This is a genomic window from Actinoplanes sp. NPDC026670, from assembly GCF_040638175.1.
Taxonomy (GTDB): Bacteria; Actinomycetota; Actinomycetes; order Mycobacteriales; family Micromonosporaceae; genus Actinoplanes.
The window spans coordinates 1-17,012 of sequence record NZ_JBEZXU010000116.1 but is presented as its reverse complement, the minus strand read 5'-3'; the positions used below and the strand labels follow the sequence as shown (position 1 = coordinate 17,012).

General features: G+C 68.1%; 14 protein-coding genes and 1 tRNA gene. 7 read left to right on the top strand and 8 right to left on the bottom strand.

Features of this window, described 5'->3' with window-relative positions; translation table 11 throughout:
- Window positions 1–1,272: 1,272 nt before the first annotated feature.
- The 4 genes from AB0E94_RS50840 to AB0E94_RS50825 form a co-directional block, all read right to left on the bottom strand.
- Window positions 1,273–1,482, bottom strand: coding sequence for a hypothetical protein (locus AB0E94_RS50840; protein WP_360343514.1), 210 nt, complete (start codon window positions 1,480–1,482; stop codon window positions 1,273–1,275).
- A 1,671-nt stretch (window positions 1,483–3,153) separates the two neighbouring features.
- Window positions 3,154–3,227 (bottom strand) — tRNA-Met (locus tag AB0E94_RS50835).
- 62 nt (window positions 3,228–3,289) lie between these two features.
- On the bottom strand, window positions 3,290–6,256 hold the full coding sequence (locus AB0E94_RS50830) for a UPF0182 family protein (RefSeq protein WP_360343511.1): 2,967 nt from the start codon (window positions 6,254–6,256) through the stop codon (window positions 3,290–3,292).
- 129 nt (window positions 6,257–6,385) lie between these two features.
- Window positions 6,386–7,414 carry a PDZ domain-containing protein gene (locus AB0E94_RS50825; protein ID WP_360343508.1) on the bottom strand — a complete coding sequence of 343 codons (1,029 nt, stop codon included), beginning with the start codon at window positions 7,412–7,414 and terminating at the stop codon, window positions 6,386–6,388.
- A gap of 90 nt (window positions 7,415–7,504) precedes the next feature.
- Here AB0E94_RS50825 and AB0E94_RS50820 point away from each other — a divergent pair, with 90 nt between their 5' ends.
- On the top strand, window positions 7,505–8,740 hold the full coding sequence (locus tag AB0E94_RS50820; RefSeq protein ID WP_360343505.1) for a zinc-dependent metalloprotease: 1,236 nt from the start codon (window positions 7,505–7,507) through the stop codon (window positions 8,738–8,740).
- Window positions 8,741–8,749: 9 nt separating this feature from the next.
- On the opposite strand, the gene AB0E94_RS50815 is transcribed toward AB0E94_RS50820, so the two are convergent.
- Both AB0E94_RS50815 and AB0E94_RS50810 read right to left on the bottom strand, forming a co-directional pair.
- Window positions 8,750–9,346: a hypothetical protein gene (locus AB0E94_RS50815; protein ID WP_360343502.1), complete on the bottom strand. Its 597-nt coding sequence runs from the start codon at window positions 9,344–9,346 to the stop codon at window positions 8,750–8,752.
- A gap of 114 nt (window positions 9,347–9,460) precedes the next feature.
- The gene (locus AB0E94_RS50810) at window positions 9,461–9,991 is read right to left on the bottom strand and encodes a M48 family metallopeptidase (protein ID WP_360343499.1); all 531 of its coding nucleotides are present in this window, start codon (window positions 9,989–9,991) and stop codon (window positions 9,461–9,463) included.
- Between the two features lie 446 nt (window positions 9,992–10,437).
- On the opposite strand from AB0E94_RS50810, the gene AB0E94_RS50805 reads away from it, so the two are divergent.
- The 6 genes from AB0E94_RS50805 to AB0E94_RS50780 all read left to right on the top strand — a co-directional run bounded on the left by AB0E94_RS50805 (window position 10,438) and on the right by AB0E94_RS50780 (window position 15,655).
- Complete coding sequence (locus tag AB0E94_RS50805) at window positions 10,438–10,599, top strand: DUF5679 domain-containing protein (protein WP_170153756.1); 162 nt, start codon at window positions 10,438–10,440, stop codon at window positions 10,597–10,599.
- A gap of 207 nt (window positions 10,600–10,806) precedes the next feature.
- Window positions 10,807–11,931: a hypothetical protein gene (locus AB0E94_RS50800; protein ID WP_360343496.1), complete on the top strand. Its 1,125-nt coding sequence runs from the start codon at window positions 10,807–10,809 to the stop codon at window positions 11,929–11,931.
- Window positions 11,932–11,958: 27 nt separating this feature from the next.
- On the top strand, window positions 11,959–13,305 hold the full coding sequence (locus AB0E94_RS50795) for an AarF/ABC1/UbiB kinase family protein (protein WP_360343493.1): 1,347 nt from the start codon (window positions 11,959–11,961) through the stop codon (window positions 13,303–13,305).
- An 88-nt stretch (window positions 13,306–13,393) separates the two neighbouring features.
- The gene (locus AB0E94_RS50790) at window positions 13,394–13,807 is read left to right on the top strand and encodes a hypothetical protein (RefSeq protein WP_360343490.1); all 414 of its coding nucleotides are present in this window, start codon (window positions 13,394–13,396) and stop codon (window positions 13,805–13,807) included.
- Window positions 13,804–14,757 carry a hypothetical protein gene (locus AB0E94_RS50785; protein ID WP_360343487.1) on the top strand — a complete coding sequence of 318 codons (954 nt, stop codon included), beginning with the start codon at window positions 13,804–13,806 and terminating at the stop codon, window positions 14,755–14,757. Before AB0E94_RS50790 ends, AB0E94_RS50785 begins: the two co-directional genes overlap by 4 nt.
- Before the next feature lie 49 nt (window positions 14,758–14,806).
- On the top strand, window positions 14,807–15,655 hold the full coding sequence (locus tag AB0E94_RS50780) for a hypothetical protein (protein ID WP_360343484.1): 849 nt from the start codon (window positions 14,807–14,809) through the stop codon (window positions 15,653–15,655).
- Window positions 15,656–15,938: 283 nt separating this feature from the next.
- On the opposite strand, the gene AB0E94_RS50775 is transcribed toward AB0E94_RS50780, so the two are convergent.
- Window positions 15,939–16,301, bottom strand: coding sequence for a WhiB family transcriptional regulator (locus AB0E94_RS50775; RefSeq protein ID WP_093619169.1), 363 nt, complete (start codon window positions 16,299–16,301; stop codon window positions 15,939–15,941).
- Between the two features lie 145 nt (window positions 16,302–16,446).
- Complete coding sequence (locus tag AB0E94_RS50770; RefSeq protein WP_360343481.1) at window positions 16,447–16,779, bottom strand: hypothetical protein; 333 nt, start codon at window positions 16,777–16,779, stop codon at window positions 16,447–16,449.
- Between the last annotated feature and the right edge of the window lie 233 nt (window positions 16,780–17,012).

Here is a 17,012-nt window from a genome sequence, read left to right as displayed (position 1 = left end):
AGTCCTCCACCTTCAGCACCCCTTCCAAGATCAAGGAAGAGGGGGTTAACTTTCGCGGATCCCTACGGGGTCACTCTTCAGGAAGCGGCGACAGGGGGCAGGACAGGCGCACACGCACGGCCAATGTGTGCGCTGGTCGACGTTGCCGACCCATGCCACCCGGCAGCAGCAGGCCTCGCGGAACGAGCTGCGGAACCCTCACCGGCCGTCGCCCAGTCATGTAATACCGCCCGTATTCCGGTGTTGGGCGACGGCTCGCGATCCCCAATGCCACTAGCTCAAGTTGATCAAGGCTGTTACCTGCAGGTTCTCGGCGGGTACCGGCGGCGTCCGGCGCGGCCACAATTCATGCCGCAGCCGCATGCGTGCAGGTCAAGCCCCTGGAACCCGAAGTGCGCCCGCGCAAGATCAACTTAAGCTAAGTGGCGTTGCGCGATCCCGACCGTGACCGAGTCGAGCTGGCTGAGCTTGACGCGAAGGCTCTCTGAGTGCTCACCCGCCGGCGGTTGCCTACCCCATCAGAAGCCTGCCGGATGGCTCGTTTCCAGGACCTATCAGCTCTAGAGAACTCTCGGAGCTGAGGTTTGCGCCCGCCCACCCACCGCGATCTTGTTGATTTCGGTCGGGCCCTGTCTCGCGGAACTCGACAAGATCAGCAGGAGATTCGGACCTCGACCTCGAAAGGTCTTCCGAGATCGAGCGGCCCCAGTCCTGACAGCTGGCCCGGTGGTACCACCCCTCGGCCAGGGATCGCAGGACCGGGTTCGGGATTGTCGCGCGGAGAGGCCGCTCGTCCATTCGGCGCGGGGTCGGTGTCAGGTGCGCGCCTGCCGGAATGGCAGGTTGGTTGGGCACTCGCGGATGTCGATCTTGATGGCTGAACTCTGCCGGGTCAGCTTTGGCCGGCAAAGCGCGAGAGGCCCCTCGGCCGCGTCTCTTTCACGGACAAGGGGCCTCTCGGTATCACCGGGCTTGGATCATGTCGCCGGTGCGGAGCTCACGCACGCGGATGCGGGGGCGCTCGGCGAAGGTGAGGTTCCCGACGGGCTGGCACCTGGGGCCGGGCTGTTTGTCACCGTCCCCGGACCTGAGGCCGAAGTCGACGGTTCGACAGGCGGCGAGGTCGGCGGCTCGCTGGAGGGTGAAGCTGGCGGCGAAGTGGCCGGAGGCGTGGCCGACGAAGACGGGGAGGACGGCTGGGGTGTCGCCGGTGAGGTCAGCGGCGGAGTCCCCGGTGACGACGGCGGACGAGGCACCGGCGAGGACGACGGCTTAGGAGTCGCCGGCGAAGTCTGCGGCGGGGTTCCTGGTGAAGTCTGCGGTGGGATTCCCGGGGAGGCCGGGGGTGGGGTGGCCGGTGAGGTCGACGGCGTCGCGGGTGGCGGAGTCGGCGTCGATGAGGTCGGGGGCCTTCTGCGGCCGAGCGTTTCGATGCCAGGCGTGCTTGTCCACTCCGGCCAGACCGTTGGCCAGTTGCCGCAACTCGGCGTCGGCTCCGGGCTCACCGGACCGGAGGAGGACGGCGCCGGGCTCACCGGCGCGGACGGACGAACCGACGTCGGAACCGGAGTCGCCGGCGTAGCCGACGGACGAACCGGGCCTGACGGCCCAAAACTTCCAGCAAGCGCGGGTACGGCACCAGCGGCACCACCGAGCAGGAGGCTCCCGCCCAGAAGAAGGGTGTACACGTTGCGACGCAACAGGGTGGTCTCCTTGTGTGGTCGCCATGAGGCGAGATCAACGTGACGCCCACCGAACCGGAGATTCATTGCACAGGGGCGCCACCGAAATGATGGCGATCGACCTTTGGGTGCCCTGTTGGTCAGTGCCCCAGGAACCCCCGAAGCTCAGATCCCGGTGCCACCAGTCATCCCACCGCGAGGCGGTGTCCCGGTCCCACCCCCGGTCCCGTCGGCAACCAGGGTCCCGGTCTCCCCACCACGCAGAGGCGCCGCTTCCACGAGGCTCGCCTCGCGCCCACCCGAAACGAACACCGTGTTCGACCCACTGGCCAGACCGGCCACACCCGATTCCGGCTCCACGACTACCCCACTGCCGCCTCCGACCCCGCCCCCGTTGACGAACACGGTGTTCGACCCGCTGGCCGCAGCCACCCCACCCGCAACCGAAGCGACAAGACCACCCACCACGGCCCCAGCCGCGAGAATCCCGGCCACAACACCCAAACGAACCCGCACGATCGCCTCCCGGCCAGCACTCCAACAAAGCCCAGAGAAGATCGCACAGACCGCTTTAGGTGATCTTTGGGTCGCCGCCCACCCACATCAGCCAGCCCCGATGCAGTTCAAACTCAGCCCAGCCGAAAGGCCAACGGGGTCAGGAGGGCGGGCGTGGCGATGAATGCCGCTCGAGGGCTCCGAAGTACGCAGGGGCCGCCCCGAGGATCACCCCGCAATCAAGGAGACCCGCGCCAGACGCACTCCACGCGAACCCAACGCTCACCGGTAACGAGCGTCACACGCTAGCCACAGACGAAGCCAACCGCCCCAAAGAGACCAACGTGGACGAATACCAACCGACGCTGCTTGTGCTTCGTCAACGCCGCGCCGAATGTCGCGCGGTAAAGGCTCCAAGCTCCGTCAACCCCGCCAACAGCAGTGATCTGCGTGGTGCCCCTCGGCACGAATCGGACCGCAGGTGCCCACGCAGACCGCAGGCCCCAGCAGCGTGGTGACAAACGGCCCGATCCAAGCCACAGGTGCCCACGCAGGCTGGCCGGCTCGGCGCTGCGGAGACATACGGCCCGATCCAAGCAGCAGGTGCCCACGCAGACCGCGGGGGCCAGCAGCGTGGTGACATACGCCCCGATCCGAGCCGCAGGTGCCCACGCGGGCCGTGCCGGGCGCGGGCCGAGGCCGTCAGGCCGTGTGGCCAGGGTAACCGTGAGCGGACAACCGCCGTGCCAGGCGCGGGCCGAGGCCGCCAGGCCGTGTGGCCGGAAGTAACCGTGAGCGGACGAACCGCCGCGCCGGGCGCGGGCCGAGGCCGTCAGGCCGCATGGCCGGAAGTAAGCGTGACCGACTGGGACGTGACACCAGCCGTAACGCGGGGGTTCGGGGGGCTCGGCCCCCCGATGAAACGCGAAGAGGGCCCCGGTCCGCGCACTCCGCGGACAGAGACCCCCTGCACTCGTAGCGGGGACAGGATTTGAACCTGCGACCTCTGGGTTATGAGCCCAGCGAGCTACCGAGCTGCTCCACCCCGCGTCGGTAGGTAGAGCCTAGCGCACGGGCTCCGGGGGCCGCAAAACGGCCCCCGGAGACGATGCTCACCCGCTCGGTGTGGGTGTGGGACTTGTGGTGGTGCTGGCCGGCGTCGTCTTCTGCAGGTCCTGGAAGCGCTTGATCGCGTTGTCGAGGTCGATCAGCGCCTGGCCCTCCTTGGCGAGGTCGCCGGAGCGTTTTGCGGCCTTCAGATCTTCGATGGCCTTGTCGACGGCTGCGGCTGCTGCGGCCACGTCTGCCGGCACCTCGGTGGGCGGCGGGCTGGACGGAGAGACGCTGGTGCTGGGTGAGGGTGAGGCGCCCGGTGTGCCGGGTGTGGTCGGCGTGGTCGGTGACGTGGTGGGTGGCGCGCCGGACTTGCCCAGGGCGGCCAGTGCCTCGAGGCCCTTGGTGAGGTTGTCTTCGAGGACGACGTACGAACCGCCGTCGCCGTACGACATCAGCACCTTCTGCAACAGCGGCGCGGCGTTGGCCTGGCTGCTCTTCACGTAGACGGGCTCGACGTACAGGATGTCGTTGCCCAGCGGCAGTGAGATCAGGTTGCCGTAGAGGACCGACGCCTGGCCGCCGCGGTTGAGCAGCGTCAGCTGGTTGGCGATGTTCTCCTTGTTGACCATCAGCTGATGCACCTGGACCGGGCCGGGCGCGATGGTGTTGTCGCGTAGCTGGAGTATCTCCAGCCTCGGTTCGCCGTTGATGTACGAGCCGGAGACCAGCGCCGCCATGTTCTCCCGTTTGAGCGGGGTGACGCCGGCGGTCAGCTGGAACCGGCTCTCGCTCTGCTCGGGCAGCTTGACGTTGAGGTAGAACGGCGGCTGGAACCCGCTCTGCGGCGCGTCCGGCGCGTTCGGCACCTGCCAGAAGTCCTCGCCGGAGAAGAACGTCCGCGAGTCCTCGACGTGGAACTTGGTGAGCAGGTTGCGCTGCACCTTGAACAGGTCGGCGGGGTAGCGGAAGTGGTCGGCGAGTGCCTGCGGGATCTGGGCTTTCGGCACGATCAGGTCGCCGCCGAAGGCCTTGTTCCACGCCTTGAGGATCGGGTCCTTGTCGTCGAACTCGTACAGGGTGACGGTGCCGTCGTACGCGTCGACGGTCGCCTTGACCGAGTTGCGCATGTAGTTGACGTCGTCACGGGCGAGCGCGAACGACCCGGTGCCGGTGAGCCGGTCCTCGGTCTCGGTGGCCAGGTTGATCTTCTGGGCGTACGGGTAGGTCTTCGCGGTCGTGTAACCGTCGAGGATCCACACGATGCGCCCGTCGACGACGGCCGGGTACGGGTCGCCGTCGATGGTGAGGAACGGGGCCACCTTCTCGACGCGCTCCCGGGGCTGACGGATGTACATCAGCTTGGAGTTGTCGTTGACCGCGCCGGAGAGCACGAAGTTGCTCTCGGTGTTCTTGATCGCGAAGATCATCCGGCGGAAGAACGAGCCGATCTCGACGCCGCCCTTGCCCGAGTACGTGTAGTACTCCTCGCCGGAGTTGGTGCTCTGCCCCCGCGGACGGTCGAACTCGACGTTGTTGCCGCCGTCGGCCTGGCCGACGATCGCATACTCGGTGGATTTCTCGCCGTAGTAGATCCGCGGCTGCTGGGCTTCCAGCTCCTGGGTCGGGGTGATGCACTTGTTGACGTTCGCCTCGCCGCCCTCGCTGCCGAGCAGGCCGGAGGCGAACAGCGGCAGGCCGGTGTCGCACTTCTGGTTGGCCGGCGCCGCCACCAGGCCGTAGCCGTGGGTGTAGACGGTGTGCCGGTTGAGCCAGTTGCTCTGTTGCGCGGTCAGTTTCTCGTCGTCGATCTCACGGGCGCCGACCACGTAGTCCTGCGTCTTGCCGGCGATCGTGTAGCGGTCGACGTCGAGTTTCTCGCCGAAGTCGTAGAAACCGCGGGACTGCTGCGACACGGTGAACGCCTGCGAGACCAGCTGCGGGTCGATCACCCGGACGTTCTGCGCGCTGGTGTCGGTGGCCAGGTCCGCCGGTGGCCGGCCGTCGCCTGTCGGGTACTCCGAGACCTCGGTGTTCTCCAGCCCGAACGCCGACCGGGTGGCCTGGATGGACCGCGTTATGTACTCCGCCTCCTTGTCGTAGAGGCTCGGCTTGACCTGGAAGTTCTGCACGGCCAGCGGGTAGATGCCGCCGATCGCGACAGCCGAGATCGCCAGCAGGGCCAGCGAGACGCCGGGCCAGACCAGGTTCCGCATCACAGCGTTGGAGAAGACGATGATCGCGATCGCCACCACCACGGAGATGTAGGCGAGGATCTCCTTGGCCGGCAGCAGCGCGTTGACGTCGGTGTAGCCCGCGCCGTACAGCCCGGGAGACACGTGCTGCTCGAGCAGGAGCGCGCGCCTGTCCAGCACGTACGCCACCGCCTTGAGCAGCACGAACACCGCGACCAGGGAGGTCAGGTGCGCGCGGGCGGCGGTGGTCATCCGGTCACCGACGCCCTGCAGGCGCACACCGCCGAAGATGTAGTGCACGGCCAGCGAGCCGATCACCGACAGCACCACCGCGGTGAAGCCGAGACCGAGCACGTAACGCCACAGCGGGTACTCGAAGATGTAGAAGGAGATGTCCACCCCGAACTGGGGGTCGGTCTCCCCGAACGAGCCGCCGTTCTGGAACAGCATCCAGTCGCTCCACCGGCTCTGCGCGGAGAGTCCCGCGAAGAAGCCGATGACGATGCCGGTGACGGCGATCCAGGTGCCCAGGCGGGGCGCCAGGATCATCCGGTAGCGCTCCAGGGTGGCCTGTTCCGCTGAATGTGGGCGCAGCAGCGGACGCAGACGGTATGCCAGGTAGAGGTTGCCGGCGACGATCAATGTCATCACCGCGCCGACCACCAGGAACAGGACGAGGCGGGTGGTCAGCACCCCGGAGAAGACCGCGGTCTTCTGCACCTCGTCGAACCACAGGTAGTCGGTGTACGCGTCGATACCCCAACCGAGCAGCGTGAAAAGAATGAAGACCCCGACCAGGACGCCGACGGTCACGCGACCGCGCCGGCTCATCCTCGGTAGAGGACTGTTACGCATGACCAACGTTGGCTCCACACTTCGTCTGGCCGGTGTTTCACCTTACGATGTCGCATCCAGCTTCTATACGCGGCAGAACTGTCCCGTCACTACCGGCGTTTGCGGTCACGAAGCCGAGCACGGCTTCGGGTCGTTTCCGGCGGTGAAGGTCTTGAGTGCGGTGAGCGCGTCGTCCACGGTGGCCACCTCGGCCATGGTGAGGCCGGGCCGGGCGTTGCGCAGCGCCTCCGCACAGTTGTCCTTGGGGACCAGGAAGAGCACGGCCCCGGCGTTCTCGGCGCCGACCAGCTTCTGCGGGATGCCGCCGATCGGGCCCACGTTGCCGTCGTCGTCGATGGTGCCCGTACCAGCGATGATCTTGCCGCCGGTGAGGTCCTCGGGCTTCATCTTGTCGATGATGCCGAGGGTGAACATCAGGCCCGCGCTCGGGCCGCCGATCTTGTCGAGATCGATCTTGATCCCGAGCGGGTCGGACTGCTTGGTGGCGATCTCGATGCCGATCCGCGGCTTGCCGTCGGACGCGTCCGCCTTGGAGGTGATCTGCGCGGTCGCCGCCTTGCCGTCGCGCTCGTAGGCGACGGTCAGCGCGGTGCCGGCCGGCTTGGCCCGGACCAGCTCGGCGACCTGGCTGTCCTGGGTGATCTCGGTGCCGTCGATCGACTTGAGGACGTCCTCCGCCTTCAGCACGCCGTCAGCCGCCCCGCCGGTGGTGACCTTCCCCACGTAGACCTGCATCGGGTAGCCCAGCTTGCGGAGCGCGACCTTCTCGGCGCTGCTCTGCGAATCCTTCCACTCCTGGGCGTTCTGCTCCTGGACCTGCTGCTCACTGCGGTCCGGAGGGTAGATCAGCTCACGCGGCACGACCGCGTCGGAGTCGCTCAGCCAGCCGCGGATCGCCCACACCAGCTCCACCTGCGACTGCACGTTGACCGTGGTGAGGCGCAGCTGGCCGGCGGACTTCGAGGTCTCGCCCTTCGCCACCTGGATGACCTCGGTCCCGTTCTGCACACCGAGGGTGTCGACGGTGGGCCCGGGCTTGAGCACCACGTAGGGCATCGGTGCGACCATCACACCGGCAGCCAGCAGAGCGGTGATCAGGGCGCCGAGGATGACGGTGACACCGCGACGTCTCATGCGCGTGAGCGTACCCACCCTGTCTGAGTTCTCTCTGAGCTGATACCTCCCTCCGTCCGCTACGGGCTTTTCGCGCGTACCGTTGGGGTCGTGCCTGATATCCCGTTCGGCTTCTCCCTGCCGGGCGCGCAGCCGCCCGACCCCTCCGACCCGCAGCAGATGCAGCAGTTCATGGCGCAGCTGCAGCAGATGTTCGCCGCGCCCGGCAGTGGCCCGGTCAACTGGGACCTGGCCCGTCAGGTCGCCGCCAGCCAGCTCTCGGCGGCCGGTGACCCCGCGGTGAACATGCTGGAGCGCCACCAGGTCGAGGAGGCCCTGCGCCTCGCCGACCTGTGGCTCGATCCGGTGTGCGCGCTCCCGACCGGCATCCACAAGTCCGTCGCGTGGAACCGTAATGAGTGGATCTACAACACCCTCGACGTCTGGAAGAAGCTGTGTGAGCCGATCGCCGGCCGCATGGTGGGCGCGATGGGCGATCTGGTTCCCGAGGAGGCCCGCCTCCAGCTCGGCCCGATGCAGTCGATGGTCGCCACGCTCGGCGGCGCGCTCTTCGGCGGTCAGCTCGGGCAGGCCTTCGGCCAGCTCGCCGCCGAGGTCCTCTCAGCCGGCGACATCGGGCTGCCGCTCGGCCCGGCCGGCACCGCGGCGCTGGTTCCGTCAAACATCAAGGCGTACGGATCGGGCCTCGAGCTTCCCGAGGACCAGGTCCGGCTGTACGTGGCTTTGCGCGAGGCGGCCCACCAGCGGCTCTTCGGGCACGTCCCGTGGCTGCGCGCGCACGTGCTGAGCGCTGTCGAGACCTACGCCAACGGCATCACGGTCAACCGGGAGGCGATCGAGGAGGCGATGAGCCGCGTCGACCCGACCGACCCGGAGTCGATGCAGGCGATGGCCCTCGAGGGCATCTTCACGCCCGAGGACACCCCGCAGCAGAAAGCCGGTCTGGCCCGGCTGGAGACCGCGCTCGCGCTGGTCGAGGGCTGGGTCGGTCAGGTGGTGGACGCCGCCGCCGGCGATCGGCTGCCGTCGGTGGTGCCGCTCGGTGAGGCGTTCCGCCGCCGCCGGGCCGCCGGTGGGCCGGCCGAGCAGACCTTCGCCGCCCTGGTCGGCCTGGAGCTGCGGCCACGCCGCCTGCGTGAGGCGGGCGCGCTGTGGACCGCGGTCACCGAGCACCGGGGCATCGCCGGCCGGGACGCGCTGTGGGACCACCCGGACCTGCTGCCGACCGACGAGGACTTCGCCGACCCGGATGCCTTCGCCCGGAACCGTTCGGACTGGGACATCAGCGAGCTGGACAACCTGGGCGAGGGCCCGAAAGAGGACTGACCAGCGCGTTCAGCCGCCGAGGAGGGCCCGGGTGTGATCCCAGCCCTCCAGGGCGGGGTTCAGGCCGGCCAGATCGGCCGGCCCGCGCAGTCGCCGCCACGGCGGGGTCGAGGTGACCTCGCCGGGCGACGGCGCCGTCCTGCGCAGCAGCTGCGCGGAGGCGGTGTCCAGATCGTGGTCGGCCAGCCAGTCCGGCGCGGGCAGCCCGGCGGCCACACCGAAGAGGCCCCCGCCGGGACCGGCCGGCGCCACCGCCACGGCCTTTGCGTCGAGGGGCTGCAAAAGCTTTCCCAGAGTCATTCCGGGTACGTCGGGCGCGTCCCCGGCGATCACGGCGGCCTGCTCGAACCCGTCCGCGGCGGCTGCGGCCAGCACCGGACGAACCGTCGGGGTGGCGATCTCGTAGATCCGCATGCCCGGCCAGGCGATCTCCCCGGCCAGCGCCAGGTCGTCCCGGGTGGCGGCGATCGCGGCCTCGGCCTGGGCCAGGCGGGCCAGCAGGTCGACCACGTCCTCGGCCATCGCGGCACGCCAGGCCGCCAGGTCGACACCGGGTGGGCTCCACGGCACCGGAACCAGCATCGTCACCACTACACGCCGCGTCACAGGCGCCACCCTACTCAGCGTGTTCGGGGGTGGGCGCGCACGGCGTACCCCCGCGATCGCCGGAGGCGCCGGATCATCGGTGAGCGGACCGCTGAGGTCTCGCCCGGCCTGATCTTATTCGGCCATCACGAGGGTGCCGGCGGCCGAGACGCCCTCCAGGTAGCCGCGGGCCCGCTCGGCCTTGGGGAAGCGGTTGACCAGGTCCCAGAAGCGGTTGTTGTGGCTCGGGACGACGAGGTGGGCCAGCTCGTGCAGGAGCACGTAGTCGATGACCCAATCGGGCATCTCCTGGATGCGGTGCGAGATCCGGATCGTCGCGTCGTCGGGGGTGCAGGAGCCCCAGCGCCCGTTCTGGTTCGTCACCCAGCGCACACTGGCCGGGACCACCCGGTCGGCGTGATCGGCCAGGTAGCGGCTGATCAGGCGGTGGGCGCGGGCCAGCAGCTCGGCGTCGGTGCACCGCAGCCGTTCCTCGCGAGCTTCCAGACGGGCGAGCATGCGCTCGACCCACTCCGTCTCCTCCGCGCGGGAGAAGCGGTCCGGGATGAGCACCACGACTCGCTCGCCGTCGCGATAGGCGGACACCGTCCGTCGCCGGCGCTGGCTGCGCCGTACTTCCACGACAGGCTTGCGCACGCGGGCCATTACCGGCTCGCGCGGCCCAGATTCGGGTTCACATTGAGACGCTAATCCGCCGCACCCCGGTTACCGCAAGAGTACGGACAATGACGGTCGCGGTATATGAGCACTTCGCCCGCATATACCCGAAAAAAATTTCCCCACCGGCAACATCGGTGACACCCGTCAACCTAGACCATCATCAACTCACACGCCCAACCGACATTTCTGTCCGTTTTATGCCTTTACGATGGGAATCGTCGGCGTGTCCCGGCAAAACTGGCCAAAAAGGGTACGCAGGACCGGCACACTCACGTCGTCGGCGACACCGCCGACGCTGCGCTGACATGGAACCGGCCTGACCTGGGTAAGTGACCGCCCCGGACGGGTGGCCACATCCGCGTGGCAGGTTCGCGCCCGCCGCCGCAACAGGGCATCGGGCCGGGCGGCCGACGAAACGACGAGGAGGAAACGTGGCCGACAACACGTACAACGGCTACTGCGTGAAGTGCAAGGAGAAGCGCGACTTCCAGGGCGAGGTGGCGGTCTCCAAGACCGGGATGAACATGGCCAAGGGCAAGTGCCCGGTCTGCGGCACCACGATGAACCGCATCCTGGGCAAGGCCAAGGCGTGAACGAGATCCGGGGAGGACAGCCGAAGACGGCCGCCCTCCCCGGCACGCTCCACCCGTAACCGTGTTCACTCAGACACGTTGTGTCAAGTGAGCCACAAGAGCACCTGTGGATAACTCTCGTAAAGCTGTGGACAACCCTCACCAGGGCCGTGAGGGCCTGTGGATAACATCATCACTCCGCAGCTTCGCAGTGACACCCTGTCACTCATGACCCGGACACCCCTGCCCCGGCCGACCCTCATCCCCGGGCTCCCCCGCTTCTGGCGCGGGCCCGGCGAGTTCCAGGTCGGCCTGGATCCCGCACACGGCGTCGTCCTCCAACTGCCCGATCCACGTGCCGCCGGAGTGCTCGACCTGCTCGACGGGCAGCACTCCGAGCGTCTCGTCCTGGCCCGGGCGGCCGAGCTGGGCGTGCCAGCCGCCGAGACGCTCGCCCTGCTCGACCTGCTCCACTCGGCCGGGCTGGTGCTGCCCTTACCGGCGCTGCTGCCACCGGCCCTGTCCACGGCCACCCGGGACCGGCTCACCTGCGAGGCGGCCGCGCTCGCCCTCGGCTCGGCCGGGCCCCGGCTCCAGCCCGGCGACGGGCTCTCCCCGGCACGTGTCCTGCGGCACCGCCGGGCGGCCCGGGTCGTGGTCAGCGGGCGCGGGCGGCTCGGCGCCACCATCGCGGTCGCGCTGGCCGAAGCCGGGGTCGGGCACGTCCAGCCCGACCTGTCCGGGGCCGTCGGAGCGGCCGAGATCACCGGGACACCACTCCGGCCGGAGGACGTCGGCACACCCCGGCGGGGCGCCGTCGAGGCGGCGATCCTGCGGGCCGCGCCGGGCACCGGGGTTCATCCGGTACGCCGTACGACCGCGTCTCTGGTCGTGCAACTCGCCCACGACGAGCCGCCCGCTCTCCTCGCCGCCGGATTCGCCGCGCGGCGACAGCCGCACCTGGCCGTCGCGATCCGCGACGGCGTGGCGGTGATCGGCCCTCTCGTGCCCGCCACCGGCGGACCCTGCCTGATCTGCGTCGACCTGCACCGCAGAGACCGGGACGACGGCTGGACGGGCTCGCAGGCGGCTCCGCCGGGAGGCGCCGAGCCGTGCGCGGTGGCCACCCTGATGGCCGCCACCGCCTACGCGGCCGGCGAGGTCCTCACGTTCCTGGACGGCGGCGTTCCGGAGACGCTGAGCGCCGCGGTGGAGATCGCCGCGCCCGGCCGGTTCCGTCGCCGGACCTGGACGACGCATCCCACCTGCGTGTGCCGGCGGGGTCGCCGGAGGCCAACCTTCACCGGACCTTCACCGCATAACCACCAAACCACCTTGCGACGGGCCGGGTGAGGGGGACCCGTCGGTCACAATGATCTGGTGACGGACATACCGCGCCGCGCCGCGTCCCGGACCGCAAAGCTCGCCGCCCTCCCCCTCGGTTTCGCCGGGAGAGCCGCCCTGGGCCTCGGCAAACGGGCCGTCGGCATCGCCTCCGACGTCATCTCCGCCGACATCCAGCAGCGCACCGCCGAGCAGCTCTTCAGCGTGCTGGGGCAGCTCAAGGGCGGGGCGATGAAATTCGGTCAGGCGCTGTCGGTGTTCGAGGCGGCCCTGCCCGACGAGATGGCCGGGCCCTACCGGCAGGCGCTCACCAAGCTCCAGGAGGCGGCGCCGCCGATGCCGGTGGCCAACGTGCACAAGGCGCTGACCGAGCAGCTCGGACCGGACTGGCGCGACCTGTTCGCCGAGTTCGACGACAGCCCGGCCGCCGCCGCCAGCATCGGCCAGGTGCACCGCGCGGTCTGGAAACTGCCGCCGGCCCGCCGCAACGCGAAACCGAAACTGCTGCCCGTCGCGGTCAAGGTGCAGTACCCGGGAGCCGGCGACGCCCTGGTCGCCGACCTGAAACAGCTCTCCCGGCTGGCCGGCATGTTCAAGATCATTCAGCCCGGCATCGACATGAAACCCCTGATCGCCGAGCTCCGCGACCGGATCGTCGAGGAGCTCGACTACGAGATGGAGGCGGAGACCCAGCGCACGTTCGCGACCGCCTACCAGGACGACCCGGAGATCTTCGTGCCCCGGGTGGTGGCGTCCGCGCCGCAGGTCCTGGTCACCGAGTGGGTCGACGGCACACCGCTGTCCGCGGTCATCGCCGACGGCACCCAGGCCGACCGCGACGAGGCCGGCCGGCTGATGGCGATCCTGCACTTCTCCGCGCCCAGCCGGGCCGGGCTGCTGCACGCCGACCCGCACCCGGGCAACTTCCGGATCCTCCCCGACGGCCGGCTCGGCGTCATCGACTTCGGCGCCGTCGCCCGCCTCCCCGAGGGCCACCCCGAGCCGATCGGCCGCCTCGTCCGGCTGGCCCTCGACGGCGAGGCGCGGGCGGTCGTCGACGGGCTGCGCGAAGAAGGTTTCGTCAAGGCGGCCGACGACATCGACGCCCAGGCCCTGCTCGACTTCCTGCTCCCGATGATCGAGCCGGTCGCCGTCGACCGGTTCCGGTTCACCCGCAGCTGGATCCGCAACGAGGCCGGGCGGCTGGCCAATCCGCGGGGTCCGGCGTACGCCTTGAGCCGCAAACTCAACCTGCCACCGTCCTACCTGCTGATCCACCGGGTGACGCTCGGTTCGATCGGTGTCCTCAGTCAGCTGGAGGCCGAGGCCGCCTACCGCGAGATCCTGGAGAAGTGGTTGCCCGGCTTCGCCCCCGTCCCCTGAGCAGCGATCGGCGTCGTGTGCTGAACCCGTCCGAGGTCATCGGTGTATCCCGATGTAAGGGATGGCGGTTCGGCACGGGAGCGGGGCGATGGCGGAAGAACCGACGGAGCGGCAGAAGGAACTCGTAGCCGACTGCACTCGCCTCTGGGAGGCGGGCGAGATGAAGCTCAAGCCGTTGGCCGCCCACTACCGGTCCGTGATCACACGGATAGCCGCGGCCGAGACCCGAGTCGACGTTCTCTGGCGGGATCAACTGCTCGGCGGCCCTTTCGGTGAAGCCAAGTCGGCTTGGCAGTACCTCGCGGACACCACGGTGGACCTGCTCCGGGAGTCCGCGGAAAGCCTGGAGGCGACAGGCGACGTCCTGATCATGGCGGCCCTGGAATATCAGGAGGCCGAAAGGATCAACACCGAGGCCATCGCCGAGCAGAAGAGAAACATCGTCCGGGCCGAGGGCCGGGACGGGACCACATTCGGCGAGACCTCGGACGGCACGCCATGAGCTACGGAGATCTCTGGCAGCACGCCCTACACCTCGAGGAACTGGCGATGAAGGCGGCCCTCGACGAGAAGGGTTTCGTTCTCGTCGACGGACAGTACATCTCTCTCCAGGACAGTAATCCGGTCCCGGCCGACATCATCCGGTTCCTTCGTGCGGACTTCGAAGGGCTGGCGGAACTGTTCGAGCCGTTCCTCAACCTGCCTGACCCCGAGGTTCTGGGAATGATGCACCGAGAGCTGCGCACCGCGGCTGAAGCGCTGTCGAGCGGCAGTGGCTCCTTCGACCCGTCGCGCGGGGTCGTCATGCCGCCGAACTTCGAGATGGCGAGCATGGAAACCGTCGGCAAGACCATTTTCGAGTGGCAGGGGTTCGCCGCACGGCAGTTTGAGTCCACATTCGTGGAACCGTGGAAGGACCGGGTCGCCGCACAGTTCAGCCTGGTGGCGACTCTCATGGCGGCCATCGAGGCGGAGCAGGCGCTCTGGACCGCGTGCCGAAACAACGTGGACGAGCTGGCCCACCAGGCGATCAACGCGTTCGTATCGATGAACAGCTTCGACACCGACCAACAGGTCTTCTGGCTGTCTGCGGCCGCCGCCGTCCTCTCGATCGGAAGCGTGGTGACCAGCGGCGGCGCCGCCATCGCGTTCACCGTTGCAGGTGGAATCACACAGGTCGCGGGCACCGCACTGGACAAATTCTCCGGAGAAGGACCGGCGGTTCTGTTCGACGCGAAGACGCCTCGGGCCCTTGTGGAACAGATCCGGCAGGCGTTGTATCAATTGACCTACATCGTCCTCGAACGAGAACATGCCATCGCGGAAGCGATGCTCGTCACATCGGAGACGCTGGCTACCCAGCGGGACCTGTTCGCCTTTCCTCGTCCAGCACTCGCGGACCAGACTTCGAGGACCATCCTGACGTCGGACGGGTTGGGCCACAACGTATGAGCAGGACGGAACGGCCGCGGGCAGTGCCGGCGACAGGAGGCCAACGAGGATGAGAACGAAATGGCTGCTGGCTGCCGGCCTGATCATCGCGGGCCTGACTGCGGCCAGTTTCATGATCTTTCAGGCGAATGGCGAGGGTACCTCACCGGACACGTCCACGTGCCAGTTGGCCGCACCCCCGGCTGCGACCACTGCCGCAGACTCATCCGGCATAGGAATCGTCGAACAAGGCCATTCGCAGCGAGGACCGATGGCGAGCATGGGTGTGCTGCTGCGCAACGACACGACTAGGGTCGCCTACCGCACGCTTGTCACGTTCGACGCGCTGGACCCGTCGGGTCGATCCGTGATCAACGAGTCTCATCAACGGTTCCGGACTCAGGTGGTGCCCGTGATCCTGCCAGGCAGAACGATCGCTGTGGGCAATGCCAACCTGCTCGACGACGCGACGCGACGCGGGGAGAACGAGTTCAAGACGATCTCGATCGACATCCAGGTAGGCCGGTGGATCGATCGCGGCGATCGCACCGACGGCTTCGGTGAATCGACCGCCACGATCGTCGCCGGGAGTGGGCGGACGGAACCAAGCGGGCTGGGTTCAATGGAGTTCGACGTCGAGTCGACAAACTGCGAGACGGTGTCTCAGGGCAAACCGATCGGCATGGTCTCTCGTGGTGTCTCGTTGGTTTTTCGAAGCGAATCCGGCGCCGTCGTCGGCGGCAGCCTGGACAACTCTCCTCGGGACACGTGCCGACCGGGAAAGAAGACGGGCGAACGGGTGGAGTTGACCAACCCGGGCATCCCGCAGCCGGCCGATCTCGACAAAACCCTTATCACCGTCTATTGCGACTTCGACCGGCCGCAAGGGCCGCCGGCTTCGGGGGCGCCGTACAACTGAGGCTGGTAACGGGAACGGCCCGTCCGCATCGGCGGACGGGCCGTTTCTCATCGAATTTGGTTGTCAGAGTCCGGCGCCGAGTTCACGGGACGTCCGGCTGCGGGCGTCCATCGTGATACGGCGGGCGGAGCGGTAAGCCTCAGGTGCACGGTCACTCTGAGGCCGAGGCATTCGAGCCCTCGACAACGCCTCTTGGATGAGTCTCATCTTGGTGTCTCCGTTCGAAGTCATTTCGGTTCTCGGCTTTCGGATCTCGATCTCGGTCATGGGGAGGGTGGTCATCTCATGCGGCCAGTCGAACCGAGCTGCGGGTGTCGAGGCCGTTGGCGGCGAGGCGCTCCTCCACCTCGACAGCCAGCTCGGCGTCGCGAGCGACGTCGGCCTTACGCGGACGGCCACGGGGCCGCTTGCGCGGGACGACAGCGCCACGCTCGAAGATCTCGCCACCCCAGACACCCCAGGGCTCCGCACGGTCGACCGCACCGGCCAGGCACTCGGCGCGCAGCGGGCAGTCCCCGCAGAGCGACTTGGCCAGCTCCAGCTGGGCCGGGGAGTCGGAGAACCACATGTCCGGGTCGAACTTCCGACAGGGCAGGTTTGCCTCGAGGTCGACGGTCATGTCGATCGGGGCCAGCGCCAGACTCATAAAGCCCGGTCACCTCTCTCTTCTTCTCGATCTTCTGGATCGTTGTTCAGGTCGTTCATCCAGCCGGTTCGGCCGGAAAATAATTCGAGGCCGCGGATCCCGGTTAGGGGTTCCGCGGCCTCGAGGTGAGCCGGTGGTCTGTGTATCAGACCGGCCTTCCTCGAGGCGGGGCGCCGCCATCACCATCCGTGTAGCGCTTGCTGGAGATGGTGCTGTTGCTGCCCTTGAAGCCAGTGGTGCCCTTGTTTCCTTCGACGCTCACCAGGGTCGCTTTGCCCAATTCGGCCTGGGCCGGGACCTGGTGCACCCGCGGAGCCGGGACGGACTCTGCCGATGTCGGCAGGATCCGGACGAGCTCGACCTGGGTCCGCTCAGCTGCCATCCACGCCGGGGCGGCGGTGGCGGGCAGCGAAACGGGCAGAGCGCAGGCAGGGTTCAGCAGCATCGACGGAACGCGCATGTTCATGTCGATCCTCATCGGGGCCACCTCCTCCATTGCGTTGCACTCGAAGTCGAACCCCAGCGAACCCACTGCTCGCTAAGGCGTGTCCTGAGGCTATGCCTGCCCTACACGGGAGAGCAAACGAATTAACGGACTAGTTTTCAAAGTTTTTCGGGCTCTCCGGTCGTATGTGTGGGTGGTTTGAGGGGTTTAGACAGGCGCACGCCGTTGCAGGCCTTAGGTTCCGGTTTGTCGAGACAGGATCCGAA